We start from the raw sequence: 21,935 nt of genomic DNA on the forward strand, positions 1-21,935 counted from the left end.
ACACCCAAAGGAGCAACAACAGGTGTCAGGGTTGGGAATTCGCTAAGCCTCAGGCCACCGCCGCCAGCTTGGCCTTGGCCTGGTTGACGCCCTTCTCGTGGAAGTCAGGGCTCATGTTCAGGCCTTCGGCATGGATGAAGTCGACATCGTGAATGCCGATGAAGGCCATTACCTGGCGCAGGTACGGCTCCTGGTGGTCGCTGGTGGCGCCGGCGTGGATGCCGCCACGGGCAGTCAGGACGATGGCGCGCTTGCCGGTCAGCAAGCCCTGCGGGCCGGTGGGGGTGTACTTGAAGGTGATGCCGGCACGCAGCACGTGGTCCAGCCAGGCCTTGAGGGTGCTGGGGATGGTGAAGTTGTACATCGGCGCAGCCATCACCAGCACGTCGGCGGCGAGCAGCTCATCGGTCAGTTCGTTGGAGCGGGCCAAGGCGTCCAGTTCGGCAGCACTGCGCTGTTCTTCGGGCTTCATCCAGCCACCCAGCAGGTTGGCGTCCAGGTGCGGCACCGGGTTCACGGCCAGGTCGCGCACACTGATCTGATCGGCCGGGTGGGCGGCCTGCCACTGCTGGATGAAATCACGGGTCAGCTGACGGGAAACGGAATCCTGCTGGCGGGCGCTGCTTTCGATGATCAGTACGCGGGACATGGGGGGCCTCCATCGGCAAAAAGGGTTGCGATTCGATGGAGGTGAGATTACGGCTTGACCTATCGATAAAAAAGCGTAAAAAGTGGGTTCAATCTATCGATTTATCAGTTTATTCTGCACTGCAGTTCAAGGCGATCCGTAATTTGATGATCTGCCGGTTGAACTTGGCAGTGACATCGACGCTTTTACCGGCCGGTACGTTCACCCGTCGCACCCGCGGTGCCTCCGGGCCGTTACGGAAAGTCACCTTGCACGCAGCCGGTACCTGCCCATAGTTATTGAGGGTGATGGCGCCAATGTCATAGGCCGTGTCATAGGCGGTGTAGTCGAGCTTTACCCCGGTCAGTTCCTTCTCAACGTCGATGGGATAAGCCATGGCCCCGAGGGGCAGGCACATCAGTATTGCCGCACAACATTTCTTCATGGGCCGCTCTCCTTGAAAGAGCGCAGCTTAGGACAACAGGAGCGAAAGATGAAAGCGCCGCGCGTAACCCTTGACCAGTGGCGAACCCTGCAGGCAGTGGTCGATCACGGTGGGTTTGCCCAGGCCGCCGAGGCACTGCACCGCTCGCAGTCATCGGTCAGCTACACCGTGGCCCGCATGCAGGAGCAACTGGGCGTGCCGCTGCTGCGCATCGACGGCCGCAAGGCGGTGCTCACCGAGGCCGGCAATGTCCTGCTGCGCCGTTCGCGCCACCTGGTCAAGCAGGCCAGCCAGCTCGAAGACCTTGCCCACCACATGGAACAGGGCTGGGAGGCCGAGGTACGCCTGGTGGTCGATGCCGCCTACCCCAGTGCCCGCCTGGTACGCGCCCTGGCCGCGTTCATGCCGCAGAGCCGTGGCTGCCGGGTGCGCCTGCGTGAAGAAGTGCTGTCTGGCGTCGAGGAAGTGATGCACGAAGGCATCGCCGACCTGGCCATCAGCAGCTACAGCATCGGCGGCTACCTGGGCGCCGAACTGAGCGCGGTGGAGTTCGTCGCCGTCGCCCACCCCGAACACAGCCTGCACCGCCTGGGCCGCGAACTGACCTTCCAGGACCTGGAAAGCCAGTTGCAGGTGGTAATCCGCGACTCCGGCCGCGCCCAGCCGCGCGATGTCGGCTGGCTGGGTGCCGAGCAACGCTGGACCGTCGGTAGCCTGGGCACCGCCGCTACCTTCGTCAGCAGTGGCCTGGGCTTTGCCTGGCTGCCCCGCCACATGATCGAGCGCGAGCTGCGCGAAGGCGTGCTCAAGCCGTTGCCGCTGGATCAGGGTGGCAGCCGCCATCCACTGTTCTACCTTTATTCGAGCAAAGAGAAGACCTTGGGCCCGGCTACGCAGATTCTCATCGACCTGCTGCGCAATTTCGACACCGCGCCACTGGACGTGCCCTTCGCAGCCCCCCCACAAGCCTGAGAGGACCGCGCCCATGGCCTATTTCGAACATGAAGGATGCGCACTGCATTACGAGGAATATGGCCAGGGCGAACCCCTGGTATTGCTGCATGGCCTGGGCTCCAGCTGCCAGGACTGGGAGCTGCAGGTGCCGGTGCTCAGCCGCCACTACCGGGTAATCCTCATGGACATCCGCGGCCACGGCCGCTCCGACAAGCCACGCGACGGTTACCAGATCGCCACCTTCAGTGCCGACCTGCTGGCCCTGCTCGAACACCTGCACACCGGCCCGGTGCACATCGTGGGCCTGTCCATGGGTGGCATGGTCGGCTTCCAGTTCGCCGTCGATCACCCGCAGTGGCTGCGCAGCCTGTGCATCGTCAACAGCGCCCCCGAGGTCAAGCGCCGCACCCGCAGTGACTGGGCATGGTGGCTCAAGCGCTGGGGCCTGGCGCGCCTGCTCAGTGTCGAAACCGTCGGCAAGGGCCTGGCCGAGCGGCTGTTCCCCAAGCCGCAGCAGGCCGAACTGCGGCACAAGATGGCCCAGCGCTGGGCACGCAACGACAAGCGCGCCTACCTCAAGAGTTTCGACGCCATCGTCGACTGGGGCGTGCAGGAACGCATCGGCCAGATCCACTGTCCTACCCTGGTGATCGCCGCCGACCACGATTACACCCCGATACAACTGAAAGAACGCTACGTCGCCCTGATGCCCCACGCCAGGCTGGTGGTCATCGACGATTCCCGGCACGCTACACCCCTCGACCAACCCGAGGTCTTCAACCAGACCCTGCTGCAGTTCCTTGCAGCCGCTTCCACCTCTCAAGGATCTTTGAGCCCATGCTGAAAAAACTCCTGCTCACCGCCTGCTCGGTCGCCTTCGCCACCAGCGTCATGGCCTCCGACAAGACCCCGCACGTACTGCTGGACACCAGCTTCGGCCAGGTCGAAATCGAACTGAATGCCGAGAAGGCGCCGGTCAGTACCAAGAACTTCCTCGAGTACGTCGACAGCGGCTTCTACAACAACACCATCTTCCACCGGGTGATCCCGGGCTTCATGGTCCAGGGCGGCGGTTTCACCGAGCAGATGGTACAGAAGCAGACCCGTGACCCAATCCAGAACGAGGCCGGCAACGGCCTGCAGAATACCCGCGGCACGCTGTCGATGGCGCGCACTTCCGACCCGAACTCGGCCACCAGCCAGTTCTTCATCAACGTTGCCGACAACGACTTCCTCAACCCGGGCCGCGACCGTGGCTACGCGGTGTTCGGCAAGGTCACCAAGGGCATGGAGGTGGTCGACCAGATCGTCAACTCGCCAACTACCATCAAGAAAGGCATGCGCGATGTCCCGGCAGACCCGGTGTTCATCAAGTCCGCCAAACGCATCGACTGACCGCAGGTTTCACAGGGACGTGAAACCTTCCGGGGTCGGGTAGCACAGGAGTCTTGTCACCCATGCTGTACCGCCGTTTCGAGCAACTGATCGACATCTTCCGCGACGCGCCCAGCGAGTCACCACCCGGCCAGGTGTGGCCGTTCTACCTGTACTACCTGCGCCAGGTGTGGCCGAGCTTTGTCGCCCTGCTGGTGGTAGGCCTGGTCGCCTCGCTGATCGAGGTGGCGATGTTCAGCTACCTCAGCCGCATCATCGACCTGGCCCAGGGTACGCCCAATGCCAATTTCTTCAGCGAACACAGCGGCGAGCTGATCTGGATGCTGGTGGTGATCCTGCTGCTGCGGCCGGTATTCTTCGGCCTGCACGACCTGCTGGTGCACCAGACCATCAACCCCGGCATGACCAGCCTGATCCGCTGGCAGAACCACACCTATGTGCTCAAGCAGAGCCTGAACTTCTTCCAGAGCGACTTCGCCGGGCGCATCGCCCAGCGCATCATGCAGACCGGCAACTCACTGCGCGACTCTGCGGTGCAGGCGGTGGATGCGCTATGGCATGTGCTGATCTACGCCATCACCTCGCTGGTGCTGTTCGCCGAGGCCGACTGGCGCCTGATGCTGCCGCTGCTGTTGTGGATCGCCGGCTACATCGCCGCGCTGTTCTACTTCGTCCCCCGGGTGAAGGAGCGTTCGGTGATCTCCTCCGACGCCCGCTCCAAGCTGATGGGGCGCATCGTCGACGGCTACACCAACATCGCCACCCTCAAGCTGTTCGCCCACACCGACTTCGAACAGCAGTACGCCCGCGAAGCGATCCGCGAGCAGACAGAGAAAACCCAGCTGGCCGCACGCGTGGTCACCAGCATGGATGTGGTCATCACCACCCTCAATGGCCTGCTGGTGGTCGCCACCACCGGCCTGGCGCTGTGGCTGTGGAGCCAGTCGCTGATCACCGTCGGCGCCATCGCCCTGGCCACCGGCCTGGTGATCCGCATCGTCAACATGTCGGGCTGGATCATGTGGGTGGTCAACGGCATCTTCGAGAACATCGGCATGGTCCAGGACGGCCTGCAGACCATCGCCCAGCCGGTCACCGTCACCGACCGGCCCAACGCACCGGCGCTCAAGGTAAGCCGCGGTGCGGTGCGTTTCGATGACGTGGACTTCCATTACGGCAAGGCCGCCAACGTGATCGAAGGGCTCGACCTGGACATCCGCCCGGGCGAGAAGATCGGCCTGATCGGCCCGTCCGGGGCAGGCAAGTCGACCCTGGTCAACCTGCTGCTGAGGCTGTATGACGTGCAGGGCGGGCGCATCCTCATCGACGGCCAGGACATTGCCGAAGTGAGCCAGGCCAGCCTGCGCGCGCAGATCGGCATGATCACCCAGGACACCTCGCTGCTGCACCGCTCGATCCGTGACAACCTGCTGTATGGTCGCCCCGGTGCCAGCGAGGCGGCGCTGCATGAAGCGGTGCGCCGGGCCCGCGCCGACGAGTTCATCCCGCAGTTGTCGGACGCCCAGGGGCGCACCGGTTTCGATGCCCATGTGGGCGAGCGCGGGGTCAAGCTGTCGGGTGGCCAGCGCCAGCGCATCGCGATTGCCCGGGTGCTGCTGAAGAATGCACCGATCCTGATCATGGACGAGGCCACTTCGGCGCTGGACTCGGAGGTGGAGGCAGCAATCCAGGAAAGCCTGGAGACGCTGATGCAGGGCAAGACAGTGATCGCCATTGCCCACCGGCTTTCCACCATTGCGCGGATGGACCGGCTGGTGGTGCTGGACAAGGGGCGGATTGTCGAGAGTGGCAGCCACAGTGAACTGCTGGAGCAGCAAGGCTTGTATGCCCGGTTGTGGCATCACCAGACCGGGGGGTTTGTCGGGGTCGACTGATCAGGGCAACAGCGCGCTTCCTGTAGGAGCGGCCTTGTGTCGCGAAAGGGCTGCGCAGCAGCCCCAGGTTTCCAGCTTCGCAGCAGAAATAGCTGGGGCCGCTTTGCGACCCTTTCGCGACACAAGGCCGCTCCTACAGGATTTGCGCCGGCCTTGAGCCAGGATCAGTCCCGGCGATAGGGCAACATCCCCCTGGCCTCCTCGGCGTACGCCCGCACCCCTTCCCGCTCCTGCGCCAGAAAATCCTCCACCGCCCGCCGCAGCCCCGGGTGCAGCAGGTAGTGCCACGACCGCGTCAGCACCGGCTCGAAGCCGCGAATCAGCTTGTGCTCCCCCTGCGCCCCGGCATCGAAACGCTGCAGCCCTTCGGCAATGGCAAAGTCCATGCCCTGGTAGAAACAGGTTTCGAAATGCAGCCGGTCGAATTCGTCCATGCACCCCCAGTAGCGGCCAAACAGGCTGTCGCCCCCCACCAGGCTCAGGGCCATGGCCACGTCACGGCCACCCTGCCGCGCCATCACCACGCGCAACGCTTCGGGCATGCGCTCGGCCAGCAGGCTGAAGAACTCGCGTGTCAGGTAGGGCGCACGGCGGCGCACCGCGTAGGTATTGGCGTAGCAGCGGTAGACGAAATCCCACTGCGCCTCATCCAGTTCACCCCCACGGTACCAGCGGAATTCAATACCGTGCCCGGCCACCTGTTCACGCTCCTTGCGCATCTGCTTGCGCTTGCGCGAACTCAGGCTGTCGAGAAAATCCTGGAAGTCACGGTAGCCGTGGTTGCGCCAATGAAACTGGCAGCCCAGGCGCTCCATCCAGCCCGGCAGGCCGGCCAGCTGGTCGTCCAGCGCCGGCTCGGTGAAATTGATGTGCGCACCAGACAGCCCGCCCTTGCCCAGGTACTCCGGCAACGCCTGCAGCACCAGCAGACCATCGGCTGGGTCGGCGGCGAGCAGGCGCGGGCCGCTGACCGGGCTGAACGGCACGGCACCGAGCAGCTTGGGGTAGTAGGCAATGCCGGCCCGCTCACAGGCATCGGCCCAGCCATGGTCGAACACGTACTCGCCAAACGAGTGCCATTTGCGGTACGCCGGCAGCAGCGCCCGTACCTGCCCGTCATGTTCCAGCACCAGGTGCTCGGCGGCCCAGCCGGTGTTGCGCGCGACGCTGCCGCTGTCCTCCATGGCGCTGAGAAACGCATGGCGCAGGAACGGTTGGCCGGCCGGCACCAGGGCATCCCAGGTGGCCGCCGGTAGATCACGCAGATGGGCAAGGCTGTACAGGCTGGTCACGGTTTCGGCTCGCTGTTTCAAGGTACCCAGTATCCCCAAGGAAGGCCCGCCACTCAAATCACGATAGCCGGGACAGATCCTTTTATTCTCAATTACTTAACCGCAGTGCCACTAATTCGACATTAATCTGTCATTCGCCCCCGCAATACTTGCGCCTGTTTTCCGGAACCCCAGAACCTGTCTATTCAGGCCCTTTCCGAAGACATGCCAACACAGGGGCGGGCGCTTGAGCCTCCCCCATCTTATTCAACAGGGAGAACCTTATGCGTCTTGTTTCTACACTTACCGGAGTGAGCCTCACCGGCATGATGCTGGCTCTGAGTACTCCGGCCAGTGCAGCTGTCGACGCCAAGCTGCTCGAAATGCTCCGCGCCAATGGCTCGATCAACCAGGCGCAGTACAACGAACTGCAGGCGGACCTGGCTCAAGAAACCAAGGAAAAGGCCGCTCAGAAAGCTCAGTCCGAACGGATGAGCTCCTTTGAACAGAAAGTGGCATGGGCCGCCAAGACCCAGATCAAGGGTGATGTGCGCCTGCGTTACGAAGACGTCAACGTCGACGACCCGATCGCTCGCAGCGGCAACCAGGACCGTGAACGTGTACGTGCCCGTGTCGGCTTCTACAGCGAGATCAACCCGCAGGTCGACGCCGGCGTGCGTGTGGCCACCGGCAGCAGCGCCGATGCCCGCTCGACCAACCAGAGCCTGGACAACTACTTCGAGAAGAAATCGCTGTGGGTCGACCTGGCCTACCTCGACTGGCACCCGACTGCCGTCCCGAACCTGCACCTGATCGGCGGCAAGATGCTGCAGCCATGGGTGAGCATGGGCGACATCATCTGGGACAGCGACATCAACCCGGAAGGCCTGGCCGCTACCTACAAGACCAACCTCGGCCCGGCCGAAGTGTTCGGCAGCATCGGCCACTACAACCTGAAGGACAACGTCGACGGCGACGGCGTGCAGTTCAAGCACGACGCACAGCTGTACGCGGCCCAGCTGGGTACCAAGTTCAACGCGGCTGACACTGTCAAGGTCACCGTCGGCGGCAGTATCTACGGCTACGACAACGACAAGGAATCTGCTGCCCTGCGTTCGCTGGGCAACACCACCAACGAGTTCCAGCTGGTGGAAGGTTTCGGCCAGGTCGACTTCACCGGCTTCGCCATCCCGCTGTCGGCCTACGGCCAGTTCGTCAAGAACACCGAAAGCACCGATGGCAAGGACAAGGCCTGGCTGGCTGGTTTGAAGAGCAAGATCGGCGCCTGGAGCCTGGACTACAACTACCGCGACGTGCAGCGTAACGGTGTAGTCAGCCTGTTCACCGACTCTGACTTCGGTAACGGCTTCACCGGTTCCCGTGGCCACAAGTTCAAGGTGGGTTACGAAATCGACAAGAACTTCGCCCTTGGCGCGGCCTACATGATGGCCAAGACCGACTTCTCCAACCTGCCGAACAGCGATGCTGACGTAGACACGCTGCAGGTAGACCTGGAAGCCAAGTTCTAAGCGACACGCTGCACTGCTTCACCTGAAGCGGGAAATGCCGACCCCATCCGGCATTTCCCGCTTTTTTTTGCCTGTGAAATTGCAGGGGGCTGCCTTGCAGCCCTATCGCGACACAAGGCCGCTCCTACAAGAGAATGCGTCCGTTGCAGGTACGCGATCTCCTGTAGGAGCGGCCTTGTGTCGCGATAGGGCCGCAGAGCGGCCCCGGCAATCTCGGATCAGACGAAGCAATCAGCGCTTGCGCAGGATCACGCTACCAATCGAGTACCCCGCACCGAACGAGCTCAACACGCCCAGCGAGCCCTTGGCCAGGTCGTCCTGGTAAAGGTGGAAGGCAATCACCGACCCCGCCGAACTGGTGTTGGCATAACGGTCGAGAATCACCGGTGCATCTTCCTCGGCCACTTCACGCCCCAGCAGCTTCTTGACGATCAGGTGGTTCATGCTGAGGTTGGCCTGGTGCAGCCAGAAGCGTTTCACATCGCTTGGTTGCAGCCCGTTTTCCTGCAGGTGCTCACCGATCAGCTCGGCCACCTTCGGGCACACCTCGCGGAACACCTTGCGGCCTTCCTGGATAAACAGCTTGTCCGCCGCGCCCTCGCCCTCTTCCGCCGCGCGGTTGAGGAAGCCGAAGTTGTTACGGATGTTGTTGGAGAACTCGGTCCACAGCTTGCTGCTGACGATGTCGAACTGGTGCGCCGAGGTGGCCTTGTCGGCACGCTCGAGCAATACCGCAGTGGCAGCATCACCAAAGATGAAGTGGCTGTCGCGGTCACGGAAGTTCAGGTGGCCGGTGCACACCTCCGGGTTGACCATCAGCACCGCGCGCGCCTGGCCCAGGGCCACGCTGTTGGCGGCGGTCTGGATACCGAAAGTGGCCGACGAGCAGGCCACGTTCATGTCGAAGGCAAAACCCTGGATGCCCAGCGCCTGCTGCACTTCGATGGCGATGGCCGGGTACGGGCGCTGCAGGTTGGAGCAGGCGACGATCACCCCGTCGACATCGGCTGCCGTGCGACCGGCGCGCTCCAGGGCCTGGCGGGCAGCGGCCACGGCCATTTCGCAGAGCACCGACGGTTCGTCGTTGGAGCGCTCTGGCAGGCGCGGCTTCATGCGCTGCGGGTCGAGGATGCCGGCCTTGTCCATGACGAAGCGGCTCTTGATGCCCGAGGCCTTTTCGATGAACGCGGCATCGGACAGCGGCGCCGCCTCGACTTCACCGCGCTCGATGGCGGCGGCGTTGTCCTGGTTGAACTGCTGCGACCAAGTGTTGAAGGACGCCACCAGTTCTTCGTTGGAAATGCTCTGGGCCGGGGTGTACAGGCCGGTGCCGCTGATCACGACGTTATGCACGGTCGTTCCTCTGGTCAAAGGCCATCGCCACGGGGCGCTGGCTGGAAACATGACAGGTTAATGGCACTTTAGTGCCAATTTATAGGCGAGGGCTGCGCCCTCGTTCGCGGGCACGCCCGCTCCCACAGGGGTTGCGCCGCTCCCGAGGACACTGCTGTACCCGCGAAGGGGCCGCCAGGCGACCCCAAATTGCATCAATATTGCCACAACTGTGGAAGTTTAGCCCTCCACCTGGCTCCATTGCTTGCTCAATCGCTTGTCGGAAATCGGCACCTTGGTCCCCAACTGCTGGGCAAACAGCGAAACCCGATATTCCTCCAGCCACCAGCGGTACACCGTCAGTTGCTCATCACGCTTGCCTTCCTGGGCATGCTTGTCGGCACGGGCCTTGTACTGCGCCCACAGGTTGGCCAGCTCACCGCTCCACACCCGGTCCTTCTGCACCTGCGAACCCAGCTTCTCCAGGCGCAGTTCCACCGCCTTGAGGTAACGCGGCAGCTCCTTGAACCAGCCCCCAGGGGTTTCGCGCACGAAGCCCGGGTACACCAGGTTGCCGAGCTGTTGCTTGATGTCGTTCAGCGCCACCGCCTGGCTCAGGTCGATCTTGCCCTTGAAGCGCTTCTGCAGCCCATGCCACAGCTTCAGCACTTCCAACGTCTGCCGTGCCAGGCGCTCGGCATGCTCGGCCCAGCTGCCGCGCTTGCGCTCGGCCAGGCCAGCCAGGGCCGCACCATCGCGTGGCAGCGGCTGCTCGCCTTCGAGGATGCAGCTGTCCAGGCTGGCCAGCAGAATGTCCTCGACCAGCGCCTCGACCCGGCCCATTTCACGGTACAGCAGGCCTAGCTCGGTCAGCCCCGGCAGCTTGCCGCGCAGGTACTTGGCCGGCTCGGCCAGCTGCTGCAGCAACAGGCGCTGCAAGGCGCGGCGGTGCTGGAACTCGGCCTCGGCCTGGGTCGAGAAGCGCCCTTCGCGCACGGTGCCGCCCTCTTCCACCAGCGCCGGGTACACGGTCATCGACAGGCCGGCTATCTTCTGCTGCGCGGTCTGCTTCACCTCGCTGAAAGCCTTGGCCTGCACCGGCTGCTCGCTCTTGGCGTCACGCGGCACGGCCAACGCTGCCTGGCTGGCTGCTGCAAAGCGCGCGGTCAGCTCGGCCAGGTCGCGGCCTTCACCCAGGAACTTGCCCTGGCCATCGACCACTTCGATGTTCATGCGCAGGTGGCCTTCAACCAGGTTGACCGACTCGTCCCAGGCCTCGTCGGGCACACGGGCGCCGGTCATGCGCAGCAGTTCCTGGCCCAGGGCTTGCGGCAATGCGCCCTGGCCGAAGGTCATGCGCGCCAGCGAGGCCTTGACGAAGTCCGGCACCGGCACGAAGTTCTTGCGCAGGGCCTTGGGCAGGTTGCGCACCAGCGCCACGCACTTGGCTTCCAGCAGGCCGGGCACCAGCCACTCCAGGCGCTCGCCCGGCAGGCTCGGCAACAGCGGTGCCGGCACCCGCACGGTCACGCCATCGCGGGGGTGGCCGGGCTCGAAGTGGTAACTCAGCGGCAGGCGCAGCTCGCCCACCTGCATGCTGTCGGGGTACTGCGCGGCGGTGACTTCGCTGGCCTCGCGGGCCAGCACGTCTTCCTCGCGCATGATCAGCAGGTTGGCGTCCTTCTGGCTGCCCATGCGGTACCAGCTGTCGAAGGTCGCGGTCTGGTGGATTTCCGCCGGCAGACGCGCTTCGTAGAAGGCGTACAGCGTCTCTTCGTCGGCAAGAATGTCGCGGCGGCGGGCCTTGGCCTCCAGCTCGTCGAGCTCTTCCAGCAGGCGCTTGTTGGCCGCCAGGCACTTGGCCCGCGACTGGATTTCGCCACCCACCAGACCTTCGCGGATGAACAGCTCGCGCGAGGTGACCGGGTCGATCGGGCCGAAATGCACCGGCCGACGGCCGACCAGGATCAGGCCGTACAGGGTGATCTGCTCGTAGGCCACCACCTGCCCGCGCTTCTTCTCCCAGTGCGGCTCGAAGTGGTTCTTCTTGACCAGGTGGCCGGCCAGCGGCTCGATCCAGTCCGGCTCGATCCTGGCCACCATGCGTGCGTACAGCTTGGTGGTTTCGACCAGTTCGGCCGCCATCACCCACTGCGGGCGCTTGCGCCCCAGGCCCGACGACGGGTGCACCCAGAAGCGCCGCTGACGGGCACCCTGGTAGTCGCCCTCTTCGGTCTTCTGGCCGATCTGGCTGAGCAGGCCACTGAGAATGGCCTTGTGCATTTTCGGGTAGTCGGACGGGTCCTTGTTCACTGTCAGCTGCAGGTCACGGCAGATCAGTGCCAGCTGGCGATGGGCATCGCGCCATTCGCGCAGGCGCAGGTAGTTCAGGAAGTTCTTGCGGCACCAGTTGCGCAGCGGGTTGGCGGTCAACGCCTGGCGCTGTTCCTCGAAGCCACGCCACAGGTTGACCAGCGCGGCGAAGTCGGAATCCACATCCTTCCATTGCGCGTGCGCCTGATCGGCCGCCTGCTGGCGCTCCGGCGGGCGCTCGCGCGGGTCTTGCACCGACAGCGCACTGGTGACGATCAGCACTTCCTGCAGGCTGCCCAGGCGGGCGCCTTCGAGCAGCATGCGGCCCAGCCGCGGGTCGATCGGCAGGCGCGCCAACTGGCGGCCGATCGGCGTCAACTGGTTTTCGCGGTTGACCGCCGACAGCTCCTGCAGCAGGTTGAAACCATCGCTGATGGCCTTGCCGTCCGGCGGCTCGATGAACGGGAAGGCGTCGATTGCGCCCAGGCGCAGGTGCAGCATCTGCAGGATCACTGCCGCCAGGTTGGTGCGCAGGATCTCCGGGTCGGTGAACGCCGGCCGGCTGTTGAAATCCTCTTCGCTGTACAGGCGCACGCAGATGCCCGGTTCGACCCGGCCGCAGCGGCCCTTGCGCTGGTTGGCACTGGCCTGCGACACGGCCTCGATGGGCAGGCGCTGCACCTTGGCGCGGTAGCTGTAGCGGCTGATGCGCGCGGTACCGGTGTCGATCACATAGCGGATGCCCGGCACGGTCAGCGAGGTTTCCGCAACGTTGGTGGCCAGCACCACACGGCGTCCGGTGTGTGGCTGGAAGATGCGCTGCTGCTCGGCCGGCGACAGGCGCGCGTACAACGGCAGGATCTCGGTGTGGCGCAGTTGCGCCTTGCGCAAGATCTCGGCGGCATCACGGATCTCCCGCTCGCCCGGCAGGAAGATCAGCACATCGCCGGGGCCCTTGCCCTCGCTTCGTTCGTGGTGCGCAAGCTCGTCCAGCGTGGCGAGGATGGCCTGGTCGACGGTGAGGTCGTCCTCGATCTGGTTGCCCTCCTCGTCCTGCTCGCTGGTCAGTGGGCGATACCAGGTTTCCACCGGGAAGGTACGCCCGGACACCTCGATGATCGGCGCGCCGTCGAAGTGTTTGGAGAAGCGCTCCAGGTCAATGGTCGCCGAGGTGATGATCAGCTTCAGGTCCGGGCGGCGGTGCAGCAGGGTCTTCAGGTAGCCGAGCAGGAAGTCGATGTTCAGGCTGCGTTCGTGGGCTTCGTCGACGATGATCGTGTCGTAGCGCTCGAGGAAGCGGTCATGCTGGGTTTCGGCCAGCAGGATACCGTCGGTCATCAGCTTGACCAGGGTGTTGGCGTCGCTCTGGTCCTCGAAGCGCACCTGGTAACCGACCAGCCCGCCCAGGGGCGTGCCCAGTTCTTCGGCGACCCGCGCGGCAACGCTGCGGGCGGCGATCCGGCGTGGCTGGGTGTGGGCGATCAGGCCATGGCTGCCACGGCCCAGTTCAAGGCAAATCTTCGGCAACTGGGTGGTCTTGCCCGAGCCGGTTTCGCCGGCGATCACCAGCACCTGGTGCTCGGCCAGGGCCTTCTTGATTTCGTCACGCTTGGCAGCGATGGGCAGGCTGTCGTCGTAGCGCACGGTCGGCACGCTCTGCTGGCGCGCGGTGACCTGGGCGCAGGACGCCTGGACCTTTTCCACCCACTGCGCCAGCTTCGCCTCGTCGGGGCGCTTGCGCAGTTCGTGCAATTGCCGGCGCAGGCGATGGCGGTCGGCGATCATGGCGTGGTCGAGGTTTTGCAGCAGTTTGTCGATGGCGTGGTCAGTCATGGGGCTTTTTAGTGATGCAGGTGAGCCTGCTTTTTCATGATCGGCATTCGAAGGATGCGCGATTGTCGCAGATTTGAGCCTGCTTTGCTGTCCAGGCTGGCGCTGCCCCTGTAGGAGCGGCCTTGTGTCGCGATGGGCTGCGGCAGCAGCCCCAGGATCTTCGCTCCAGCACAAATTGCCGGGGCTGCTGCCGCAGCCCATCGCGACACAAGGCCGCTCCTACAGGGATCGCACGGCGGCTGAAAGTTTAGCAAGGGCTTATGTAAAGGTTGCCATTCACTGCTTTAATCAACCTTACGCCGCATGTGAGTATCAAAGGCATGACTCCCGTCCAGCCCATCGCCCCACCGTCGTCCCGCCCTTCGCAAGCGAAGGCCCGGCGCCGTGCCGGTGAGAATCCGCTGGTCCATATCATCCTCGCCTTCTGGGCACTGTGGCACTGCCGTCACGCACGCCCACCGGATTTCTCGTTCACGCCGTTGTGACCAGACCCGGCCGTCTTCCGGCCGTTTGACTCAGCCGGGCCGCCTGCATGCGCGGTGGCCCGTGCGCCCGTGAGCGAATCCATCATGCACTTTGCACCTGTAGAGCAGGCCAGCCGTTTTCTGGCCGACAACCCCGATATCGAACTGTTCGAACTGTTCATCCTCGACGCCAACGGCGTGCCGCGCGGCAAGCTGCTGCACCGCGAGGAACTGCTGGCCGTGTACCAGACCGGCCGGCCGCTGCCCAGCACCATTCTCGGCCTTACCCTGAACGGCGACGACGTGGAAAACTCCGGCCTGGTGTGGGACGTGGGCGATATCGACTGCCGCGCCTACCCGCTTGTAGGCAGCCTGGTACGCCTGCCCTGGCGCCGGGTGCCGACCGCCGCGGTGCAGGTGAGCATGCACCCGAACGAGGGCCTGCCGGCCAGCATCGCCGACCCGCGCCATGTGCTGCTGCGTACCATCGAGGCGTTGAAGGCCGACGGCTACCATCCAGTGATGGCCTGCGAACTGGAGTTCTACCTGCTCGACCAGCAACGTGATGCCCAGGGCCGCCCGCAACCGGCGCTGGACAACGACGGCGGCCGCCCACGCACCACCCAGGTGTATGGCCTGCGCGAACTGGAGCAGATCGAGCCGTTCCTCGCCGACCTCTACGCCGCCTGCAAGGCCCAGGGCATCCCGGCCCGCACGGCGATTTCGGAATACGCCCCCGGCCAGGTGGAAATCACCCTCGAGCACGGCGACGCCCTGCAGGCGATGGACCAGGCCGTGCGCTACAAACGCTTGGTCAAAGGCATTGCCCACGCCCATGGCATGCAGGCCTGCTTCATGGCCAAGCCATTCGCGCAACTGGCCGGTACCGGTATGCACATGCACCTGAGCCTGGCCGACAGCGCCGGCAACAACCTGTTCGCCAGTGAGGACAAGGCAGGCACCCCGCTGCTGCGCCAGGCCGTGGCCGGCATGCTGCGCCACCTGCGCGACTCGCTGTTGCTGTTCTGCCCCAACGCCAACTCGTTCCGCCGCTTCCAGGCCAACAGCTATGCCCCGCTGGCACCAACCTGGGGCGTCGACAACCGCACCGTGAGCCTGCGCATACCGGGCGGCCCGGCCAACAGCCGGCATGTGGAGCACCGCATCTGCGGCGCCGACGCCAACCCCTACCTGGCCGCTGCGGCGATCCTTGCCGCCAGCCACCGGGGCATCCGCGAACAGCTGGACCCAGGGGCACCGGTGGAAGGCAACGGCTATGCCCAGGCCACCGAACACCTGCCCACCGACTGGCTGACTGCCCTCGACGCCCTGCAGCATTCCAGCTGGGCTCGCGAAGCACTGGGCGAGGACTTCCTTGGCGTGTACCTGAAGGTCAAGCGCGCCGAGTACCGCCAGTTCATGGCCGAAGTCAGCGAGCAGGACTGGCGCTGGTACCTGCACCAGGCCTGAGCCCCCAGATAACAAGGAACCCCCATGAACGCAGCATTGAACAAGGGCCCGGCGCAGCGCGCGCCGTCCTATTACAGCGCCACCCTCAACGACCACACCGAGTACCCGCAGCTCAAGGGCACGGTACAGGTGGATGTGGCGATCATCGGCGGCGGCTTCACCGGCGTGGCCACGGCGGTGGAACTGGCCGAGCGTGGCCTGAAGGTGGCCATCGTCGAAACCAACCGCATCGGCTGGGGTGCCAGCGGGCGCAACGGCGGCCAGGTCACCGGCAGCCTGTCGGGTGACGAGGCCATGCGCACACAGATGCGCAACCGCCTGGGTGCCGAGGTCGATGACTTCATCTGGCACTTGCGCTGGCGCGGCCACCAGGTGATCGAGCAGCGCGTGGCACGCTACAACATCGACTGCGACCTCAAGCGCGGCCACCTGCACGCGGCCATGAAGCCCTCGCACATGGACGAGCTGCGCGCATTCGAAGCCGAGGCCCGGCGGCGCGGCATGGGCGAGCAGGTGCAATTGCTGGACCGCGAAGCCATGGCCGAGCACCTGCAAAGCCCGCTGTACCTGGGCGCGCTGAAGAACCTGCGCAACCTGCACCTGCACCCGCTCAACCTGTGCCTGGGCGAGGCCCGTGCCGCCCATGGCCTGGGGGCGCTGATTTTCGAAAACTCCGAAGTGCTGGACATCGTCCACGGCCCGCGCCCGGCGGTAGTCACCACCCACGGGCGGGTCGAGGCGCGCCAGGTGATGCTGGCCGGCGATGTGTACCACAAACTGGAAAAGCGCCAGCTCAAGGGCAAGATCTTCCCGGCCATGGGTGGCATCGTCACCACCGCACCGCTGGGGGAACTGGCCGAACAGATCAACCCGCAGGACCTGGCGGTGTACGACTGCCGCTTCGTCCTCGACTACTACCGCCTGACCGCCGACAAGCGCCTGTTGTTCGGCGGTGGCGCCAACTATTCCGGCCGTGATTCACGGGATATCGAAGGCGAACTGCGCCCGTGCATCGAGCGCACCTTCCCGGCGTTGAAAGGCGTGCCGATCGAGTTCCAGTGGAGCTGCGCCATGGGCATCGTGGTCAACCGCATCCCACAGCTGGGCAAGCTGTCGGACAACGTGTGGTATTGCCAAGGTTATTCGGGGCACGGCATTGCCACCAGCCACATCATGGGCGAGATCATGGCCGAGGCGTTGACCGGGACGCTGGAGAAGTTCGACACCTTTGCCCAGTGCAAGCATGTGCGGGTGCCGTTGGGGGACTTGCTGGGCAACCCGCTGCTGGCGGCGGGGATGTGGTACTACCAGATGCTGGAGAAACTGCGCTGAACCTGAGGCCTGCGCAACCTCTGTAGGAGCGGCCTCGTGTCGCGATCGGGCCGCGAAGCGGCCCCAGCAATTTCAGCATCACGGCTGAAAACCTGGGGCCGCTTCGCGACCCGATCGCGACACAAGGCCGCTCCTACACAGACCGCGCTGGCTGGACGTCAGGCGATCTTCTTCAAGCCCTGTTTCTTCAGCTCTTCATCGCGCAGTTCGCGGCGCAGGATCTTGCCCACGTTGGTGGTCGGCAGCGCGTCGCGGAACTCGATCTGGCGCGGGACCTTGTAGCCGGTGACGTTGGCGCGCATGTGCTCCATCACCTGTTCCTTGGTCACGGTCATACCCGGCTTGACCACGATGAACACCTTGATCACTTCACCGGACTTCTCGTCCGGCACACCGATGGCCGCGCACTGCAGCACGCCCGGCAGGGCCGCCAGCACATCTTCCAGCTCGTTGGGGTACACGTTGAAGCCGGAGACCAGGATCATGTCCTTCTTGCGGTCGACAATGCGCATGTATCCGTCCGGCTGGATCACGGCGATGTCACCGGTCTTCAGCCAGCCATTGCTGTCGAGGATCTCGGCAGTGGCCTCTTCGCGCTGCCAGTAGCCCTTCATCACCTGCGGGCCCTTGACGCACAACTCGCCCACCTCGCCCAACGGCAGCTCGTTGCCGTTGTCGTCGATGACCTTGCACAGGGTGGACGGCACCGGAATACCGATGGTGCCGACCTGGTTGGCCTCCGCCGGGTTCACCGCAGCCACCGGGCTGGTCTCGGTCATGCCATAGCCTTCGCAGATGGCGCAGCCGGTCACGGCCTTCCAGCGCTCGGCCACGCTCAGTTGCAGGGCCATGCCGCCGGACAGGGTGATCTTCAGCGCCGAGAAGTCCAGGGCACGGAACGCCTCGTTGTTGCACAAGGCAACGAACAGGGTGTTGAGGCCGACGAAGCCGCTGAACTTCCACTTGCCCAGCTCCTTGACCATGGCCGGCAGGTCACGCGGGTTGCTGATCAGCACGTTGTGGTTGCCGATCAGCATCATTGCCATGCAATGGAAGGTAAAGGCGTAGATGTGATAGAGCGGCAGCGGGGTAATGAGGATTTCGCAACCTTCGTGCAGGTTGGAGCCCATCAGCGCCCGGCACTGCAGCATGTTGGCCACCAGGTTGCGGTGGGTCAGCATCGCGCCCTTGGCCACGCCGGTGGTACCACCGGTGTATTGCAGCACCGCCACGTCGTTGGCCTGCGGGTTGGCCTCGGTCACCGGCTGGCCCTTGCCCAGCGCCAGGGCGTCGTTGAAGCGTACGGCACGCGGCAGGTTGTAGGCCGGCACCATCTTCTTCACGTACTTGATCACGCTGTTGATCAGCAGGCGCTTGAGCGGCGGCAGCAGGTCGGCCACTTCGGTGACGATGACGTGCCTGACCTGAGTCTTGGGCACCACCTTCTCGGCCAGGTGGGCCATGTTGGCCAGGCACACCAGGGCCTTGGCGCCGGAGTCGTTGAACTGGTGTTCCATTTCCCGTGCGGTGTACAGCGGGTTGGTGTTGACCACGATCAGCCCGGCACGCATGGCACCGAATACCGCCACCGGGTATTGCAGTACGTTAGGCAGCTGCACGGCAATGCGGTCACCCGGCTTGAGGTCGGTATGCTGCTGCAACCAGGCGGCAAACGCCCCCGACAGCGCATACAGCTCGCCATAAGTGATAGTCTTGCCCAGGTTGCTAAAGGCCGGTTTGTCGGCAAAGCGTTGGCAGGATTGCTTGAGTACCGCCTGGATATTGGGGAATTCGTCAGGATTGATTTCCGCCGTAATCCCGGCTGGGTACTTATCCTTCCAAAAATGTTCGATCATGGAAGCCCACTCCTTCAGCAACAGCGAAGTTCGATTCACGCGTCGATGCGCTTATTATTGATATGAGATGACGGCTCGTTGCAAACCGGATCATCTGAAAGCGGGCCGAGAGTAACAGCTTTGCCTGGGGTCGCCTAGAGGCCAAAACAGGCCTCACGGTCACAAAAATGACTCAATGAACAATACAGGTCATTTTTAGAGTAATTATCCAAAATGTCGCAGATCGGGCTATAAATAGCCTGTTAGAGCGGTTTCACGGCATTCGCGGGCTTGCCCGCTCCCACAGGGACCTCACAGTTCTCGAATGCTGTGCAGTACCTGTGGGAGCGGGCAAGCCCGCGAAGAAGCCAACCCGGTATCAAGCTATGTCGCGCAGCTCCCGCCGCAGGATCTTGCCCACCGGCGTCATCGGCAACGACTCGCGCAGCACGATGTGCTTGGGCACCTTGTAGCCGGTGAAATTGGCCTTGCAGTAGGCCTTCAGCTCATCCACGCTCAGCCCGCCCTCGCGCGGCACCACGAACAGCTTCACCGCCTCGCCGGAGCGCTCGTCCGGCACGCCGATGGCCGCGCAGTTGGCAACCTTGGGATGGCCCATCACCACATCCTCGATCTCGTTGGGGTACACGTTGAAACCCGAGACGATGATCATGTCCTTCTTGCGGTCGACGATGCGGGTGAAGCCGTCCGGGTCGATCACCGCGATGTCGCCGGTCTTGAACCAGCCTTCCGCATCCAGGGCCTGGGCCGTGGCTTCGGGCTGCTGCCAGTAGCCTTTCATCACCTGCGGGCCCTTGATGCACAGCTCGCCCCGCTCGCCCAGCGGCAACTCGTTGCCGTCATCGTCGATCACCTTGAAGGCGGTGCCGGCCACCGGGATGCCAACCGTGCCCAGGCGCGCCAGCTGGCCATAGGGGTTGGTGCTGGCCACTGGCGAGGTTTCGGTCAGGCCGTAGCCTTCGACGATGCGGCAACCGGTAAGCGCCTCCCAGCGCTCGGCCGTGGCCTTGACCAGCGCGGTGCCGCCGGAGTTGGTGACCTTCAGCGCCGAAAAGTCGAGCTGGCGGAAGCCCGGGTGGTCCATCAGTGCGACGAACAGCGTGTTCAGGCCCAGCAAGGCGGAGAAACGCCATTTGCCCAGCTCCTTGATGAAGCCGGAAATATCCCGCGGGTTGGTGATCAGCACGTTGTGGTTGCCGGTGACCATCATGCACATGCAGTTCGCGGTAAAGGCATAGATGTGGTACAGCGGCAACGGCGCGATCATCACTTCCTGGCCGTCCTTGATCAGCTTCTGCCCGTCCGGCCCGTGCTGCGAGAAGCAGGCCAGCACCTGCAGCATGTTGGCCACCAGGTTGCCGTGGGTGAGCATGGCGCCCTTGGCCAGGCCGGTGGTGCCACCGGTGTATTGCAGCACGGCAGTGTCGTCCAGGCTGAGCGGCACCGGCTTGTGCGACAGCTCGCGGCCCCGGCGCAGCACCTGCTTGAACGACACCGCCTGGGGCAGCTGATAGGCCGGCACCATCTTCTTCACCTTGTCGACCACGGTGTTGACCAGCCAGCCCTTGGCGGTGGGCAGCATGTCGCCCATCCTGGCCTCGATCAGGTACTCGATGCCGGTATCGGGCAACACCTCCTGCACGCGCTTGCCGAACATGTTCAGGTACACCAGCGCACGCGCGCCGCTGTCCTTGAACTGGTGGCGCATCTCGCGCTCGGTGTACAGCGGGTTGGTGTTGACCACGATCAGGCCTGCGCGCAGGGCACCGAACACGGCGATGGGGTATTGCAGCACGTTGGGCATCTGCACCGCGATGCGGTCGCCCGGCTTGAGGTCTGTGTGCTGCTGCAACCAGGCGGCGAAGGCCGCCGAGTGGCGCTCCAGCTCCGCGTAGGTCAGGGTCACGCCCAGGTTGCTGAAGGCCGGGCGGTCGGCGAAACGTTTGCAGGAGCGCTCGAACACCTCGACGACCGAGGTGTAGGCATTGATATCGATGGTGGAAGGCACGCCCGCCGGGCGCTTGTCATTCCAGAAGTCGGCTTGCATTTATTATTGTTCCTCTGCCTGGACCTGCTGTAAGTCCTGTAGTCCTTTCACCTGCCCGCTTGAAAGCGAAAAGGCGTTGATCCGACGTTAGCAGGTAAGCCCAAGGCGGCATATACGCCAAGTGCCGCCATTAACATTGTGAATCTTATTTGTGCCCTTCCTGCAATCCGGTCGGTTGTGCATACACTGTTCGGGTACCTGTGCGCACAAGGACCCGCCATGCCTCACGACGCCTTCTGGCTGCCCGCCAGCGAGCACTGCAGCCTGTACGTGCACCAATGGTTGCCGGCCACACCGGTAAAAGCCGTGGTGTTGCTGGCCCATGGCATGGCCGAGCATGCCGGGCGCTACCAGCACCTGGGTCATGCTTTGAGCGAGGCCGGCTTCGCCCTGTTCGCCGCCGACCAGCGCGGCCATGGGCGCACCGCCGAACTGGGCAGCCTCGGCCTGTTCGCCCGCCATCATGGCTGGAATGCCGTGGTCAACGACATCGGGCTGCTGGCCCAGCACATCGGCCAGCAATACCCGTGCACGCCGCTGTTCCTGTTCGGCCACAGCATGGGCAGCTACATCGCCCAGGCCTACCTGCTGCACCACAGTGGCAGCCTGCATGGGGCGATCCTCAGCGGCTCCAACTACCAGCCGGCAGCGCTGTACCACATGGCGCGGCTGATTGCCCGGCTGGAAGCCTGGCGCCAGGGGCCGCTGGGCAAGAGCGCACTGATCGAGTGGTTGTCGTTCGGTTCGTTCAACAAGGCCTTCAAGCCCAACCGCACGGCGTTCGACTGGCTCAGCCGCGACCCGGCGCAGGTCGACCTGTACGTCAACGACCCGCTTTGCGGCTTTCGCTGCAGCAACCAGTTGTGGCTTGACCTGCTGCAAGGCTTGGCGCAGATCAGCCAGCCGAGTAACCTCGCGCAGATCGATCCGAACCTGCCGCTGCTGGTAATCGGTGGTGAATGTGATCCGGTCAGTGCCGGCAAGCGTCTCACCCACCTGGCCGACGCCCTGCGCGCGACCGGCAATCGACATGTACAGCTGCGCGTCTATCCTGAGGCGCGGCACGAAGTACTCAACGAAACCAACCGTGACGAGGTCACCGCCGATATTCTCGGCTGGCTTGAACAGGCGCTGGCTCTTGGCCGCCCTGTGCGCAGTGAATGACAGCCGC

The 21,935-nt window shown here is 64.1% G+C and carries 15 protein-coding genes; 8 read left to right on the forward strand and 7 right to left on the reverse strand.

The features are described 5' to 3' along the window. Positions 1–49: 49 nt before the first annotated feature. A complete protein-coding gene (locus C163_RS19035) occupies positions 50–649 on the reverse strand; it encodes an FMN-dependent NADH-azoreductase (protein WP_025340170.1) in 600 nt (199 codons plus the stop codon). Between the two features lie 109 nt (positions 650–758). Then, positions 759–1,073 carry a hypothetical protein gene (locus tag C163_RS19040; RefSeq protein ID WP_012051530.1) on the reverse strand — a complete coding sequence of 105 codons (315 nt, stop codon included), beginning with the start codon at positions 1,071–1,073 and terminating at the stop codon, positions 759–761. Positions 1,074–1,121: 48 nt separating this feature from the next. Between C163_RS19040 and C163_RS19045 the strand changes: the two genes are divergently transcribed. The 4 genes from C163_RS19045 to C163_RS19060 all read left to right on the forward strand — a co-directional run bounded on the left by C163_RS19045 (position 1,122) and on the right by C163_RS19060 (position 5,317). Next, entirely contained in the window at positions 1,122–2,045 is a 924-nt protein-coding gene (locus tag C163_RS19045) for a LysR family transcriptional regulator (RefSeq protein ID WP_012273620.1), read from the forward strand. A gap of 13 nt (positions 2,046–2,058) precedes the next feature. Then, complete coding sequence (locus tag C163_RS19050) at positions 2,059–2,871, forward strand: alpha/beta fold hydrolase (RefSeq protein WP_025340171.1); 813 nt, start codon at positions 2,059–2,061, stop codon at positions 2,869–2,871. Further along, entirely contained in the window at positions 2,865–3,422 is a 558-nt protein-coding gene (locus C163_RS19055; RefSeq protein WP_025340172.1) for a peptidylprolyl isomerase, read from the forward strand. The genes C163_RS19050 and C163_RS19055 overlap by 7 nt, the downstream gene beginning before the upstream one ends. Positions 3,423–3,484: 62 nt before the next feature. Continuing rightward, the gene (locus C163_RS19060) at positions 3,485–5,317 is read left to right on the forward strand and encodes an ABC transporter ATP-binding protein (RefSeq protein ID WP_025340173.1); all 1,833 of its coding nucleotides are present in this window, start codon (positions 3,485–3,487) and stop codon (positions 5,315–5,317) included. 164 nt (positions 5,318–5,481) lie between these two features. Here C163_RS19060 and C163_RS19065 read toward each other — a convergent pair whose 3' ends face one another. Then, entirely contained in the window at positions 5,482–6,609 is a 1,128-nt protein-coding gene (locus tag C163_RS19065; protein WP_025340174.1) for a GNAT family N-acetyltransferase, read from the reverse strand. 263 nt (positions 6,610–6,872) lie between these two features. Between C163_RS19065 and C163_RS19070 the strand changes: the two genes are divergently transcribed. Then, positions 6,873–8,117 carry a putative porin gene (locus C163_RS19070; protein WP_025340175.1) on the forward strand — a complete coding sequence of 415 codons (1,245 nt, stop codon included), beginning with the start codon at positions 6,873–6,875 and terminating at the stop codon, positions 8,115–8,117. A 231-nt stretch (positions 8,118–8,348) separates the two neighbouring features. On the opposite strand, the gene C163_RS19075 is transcribed toward C163_RS19070, so the two are convergent. Together C163_RS19075 and hrpA are read right to left on the reverse strand one after the other, a co-directional pair. Then, positions 8,349–9,470: a beta-ketoacyl-ACP synthase III gene (locus tag C163_RS19075; protein WP_015271305.1), complete on the reverse strand. Its 1,122-nt coding sequence runs from the start codon at positions 9,468–9,470 to the stop codon at positions 8,349–8,351. Between the two features lie 219 nt (positions 9,471–9,689). Then, on the reverse strand, positions 9,690–13,595 hold the full coding sequence (gene hrpA, locus C163_RS19080) for an ATP-dependent RNA helicase HrpA (RefSeq protein ID WP_025340176.1): 3,906 nt from the start codon (positions 13,593–13,595) through the stop codon (positions 9,690–9,692). A gap of 569 nt (positions 13,596–14,164) precedes the next feature. Here hrpA and C163_RS19085 point away from each other — a divergent pair. Together C163_RS19085 and C163_RS19090 are read left to right on the forward strand one after the other, a co-directional pair. Beyond that, positions 14,165–15,529 carry a glutamine synthetase family protein gene (locus tag C163_RS19085; RefSeq protein WP_025340177.1) on the forward strand — a complete coding sequence of 455 codons (1,365 nt, stop codon included), beginning with the start codon at positions 14,165–14,167 and terminating at the stop codon, positions 15,527–15,529. Between the two features lie 24 nt (positions 15,530–15,553). Next, positions 15,554–16,861, forward strand: coding sequence for an FAD-binding oxidoreductase (locus C163_RS19090; protein WP_025340178.1), 1,308 nt, complete (start codon positions 15,554–15,556; stop codon positions 16,859–16,861). 158 nt (positions 16,862–17,019) lie between these two features. Here the strand turns inward: C163_RS19090 and fadD1 are convergent, their stop codons facing one another. Continuing rightward, the gene (gene fadD1, locus C163_RS19095) at positions 17,020–18,717 is read right to left on the reverse strand and encodes a long-chain-fatty-acid--CoA ligase FadD1 (RefSeq protein ID WP_025340179.1); all 1,698 of its coding nucleotides are present in this window, start codon (positions 18,715–18,717) and stop codon (positions 17,020–17,022) included. 358 nt (positions 18,718–19,075) lie between these two features. After that, positions 19,076–20,764 (reverse strand): long-chain-fatty-acid--CoA ligase FadD2, encoded by a 1,689-nt coding sequence (gene fadD2 / locus C163_RS19100; protein WP_025340180.1) that lies wholly within the window; start codon positions 20,762–20,764, stop codon positions 19,076–19,078. Positions 20,765–20,983: 219 nt separating this feature from the next. On the opposite strand from fadD2, the gene C163_RS19105 reads away from it, so the two are divergent. Further along, positions 20,984–21,928, forward strand: coding sequence for an alpha/beta hydrolase (locus tag C163_RS19105; protein WP_025340181.1), 945 nt, complete (start codon positions 20,984–20,986; stop codon positions 21,926–21,928). Positions 21,929–21,935: the final 7 nt, after the last annotated feature.

Origin of the sequence: Pseudomonas sp. FGI182 (assembly GCF_000511325.1) — a bacterium.
GTDB lineage: Bacteria > Pseudomonadota > Gammaproteobacteria > Pseudomonadales > Pseudomonadaceae > Aquipseudomonas > Aquipseudomonas putida_Z.

Excerpts from the sequence above, each read along its gene's own strand:
- C163_RS19035 (WP_025340170.1), bottom strand. The coding sequence starts at position 649 with ATGTCCCGCGTACTGATCATCGAAAGCAGCGCCCGCCAGCAGGATTCC.
- C163_RS19040 (WP_012051530.1), bottom strand. The coding sequence starts at position 1,073 with ATGAAGAAATGTTGTGCGGCAATACTGATGTGCCTGCCCCTCGGGGCC.
- C163_RS19045 (WP_012273620.1), top strand. The coding sequence starts at position 1,122 with ATGAAAGCGCCGCGCGTAACCCTTGACCAGTGGCGAACCCTGCAGGCA.
- C163_RS19050 (WP_025340171.1), top strand. The coding sequence starts at position 2,059 with ATGGCCTATTTCGAACATGAAGGATGCGCACTGCATTACGAGGAATAT.
- C163_RS19055 (WP_025340172.1), top strand. The coding sequence starts at position 2,865 with ATGCTGAAAAAACTCCTGCTCACCGCCTGCTCGGTCGCCTTCGCCACC.
- C163_RS19060 (WP_025340173.1), top strand. The coding sequence starts at position 3,485 with ATGCTGTACCGCCGTTTCGAGCAACTGATCGACATCTTCCGCGACGCG.
- C163_RS19070 (WP_025340175.1), top strand. The coding sequence starts at position 6,873 with ATGCGTCTTGTTTCTACACTTACCGGAGTGAGCCTCACCGGCATGATG.
- hrpA (WP_025340176.1), bottom strand. The coding sequence starts at position 13,595 with ATGACTGACCACGCCATCGACAAACTGCTGCAAAACCTCGACCACGCC.
- C163_RS19085 (WP_025340177.1), top strand. The coding sequence starts at position 14,165 with ATGCACTTTGCACCTGTAGAGCAGGCCAGCCGTTTTCTGGCCGACAAC.
- C163_RS19090 (WP_025340178.1), top strand. The coding sequence starts at position 15,554 with ATGAACGCAGCATTGAACAAGGGCCCGGCGCAGCGCGCGCCGTCCTAT.
- fadD1 (WP_025340179.1), bottom strand. The coding sequence starts at position 18,717 with ATGATCGAACATTTTTGGAAGGATAAGTACCCAGCCGGGATTACGGCG.
- fadD2 (WP_025340180.1), bottom strand. The coding sequence starts at position 20,764 with ATGCAAGCCGACTTCTGGAATGACAAGCGCCCGGCGGGCGTGCCTTCC.
- C163_RS19105 (WP_025340181.1), top strand. The coding sequence starts at position 20,984 with ATGCCTCACGACGCCTTCTGGCTGCCCGCCAGCGAGCACTGCAGCCTG.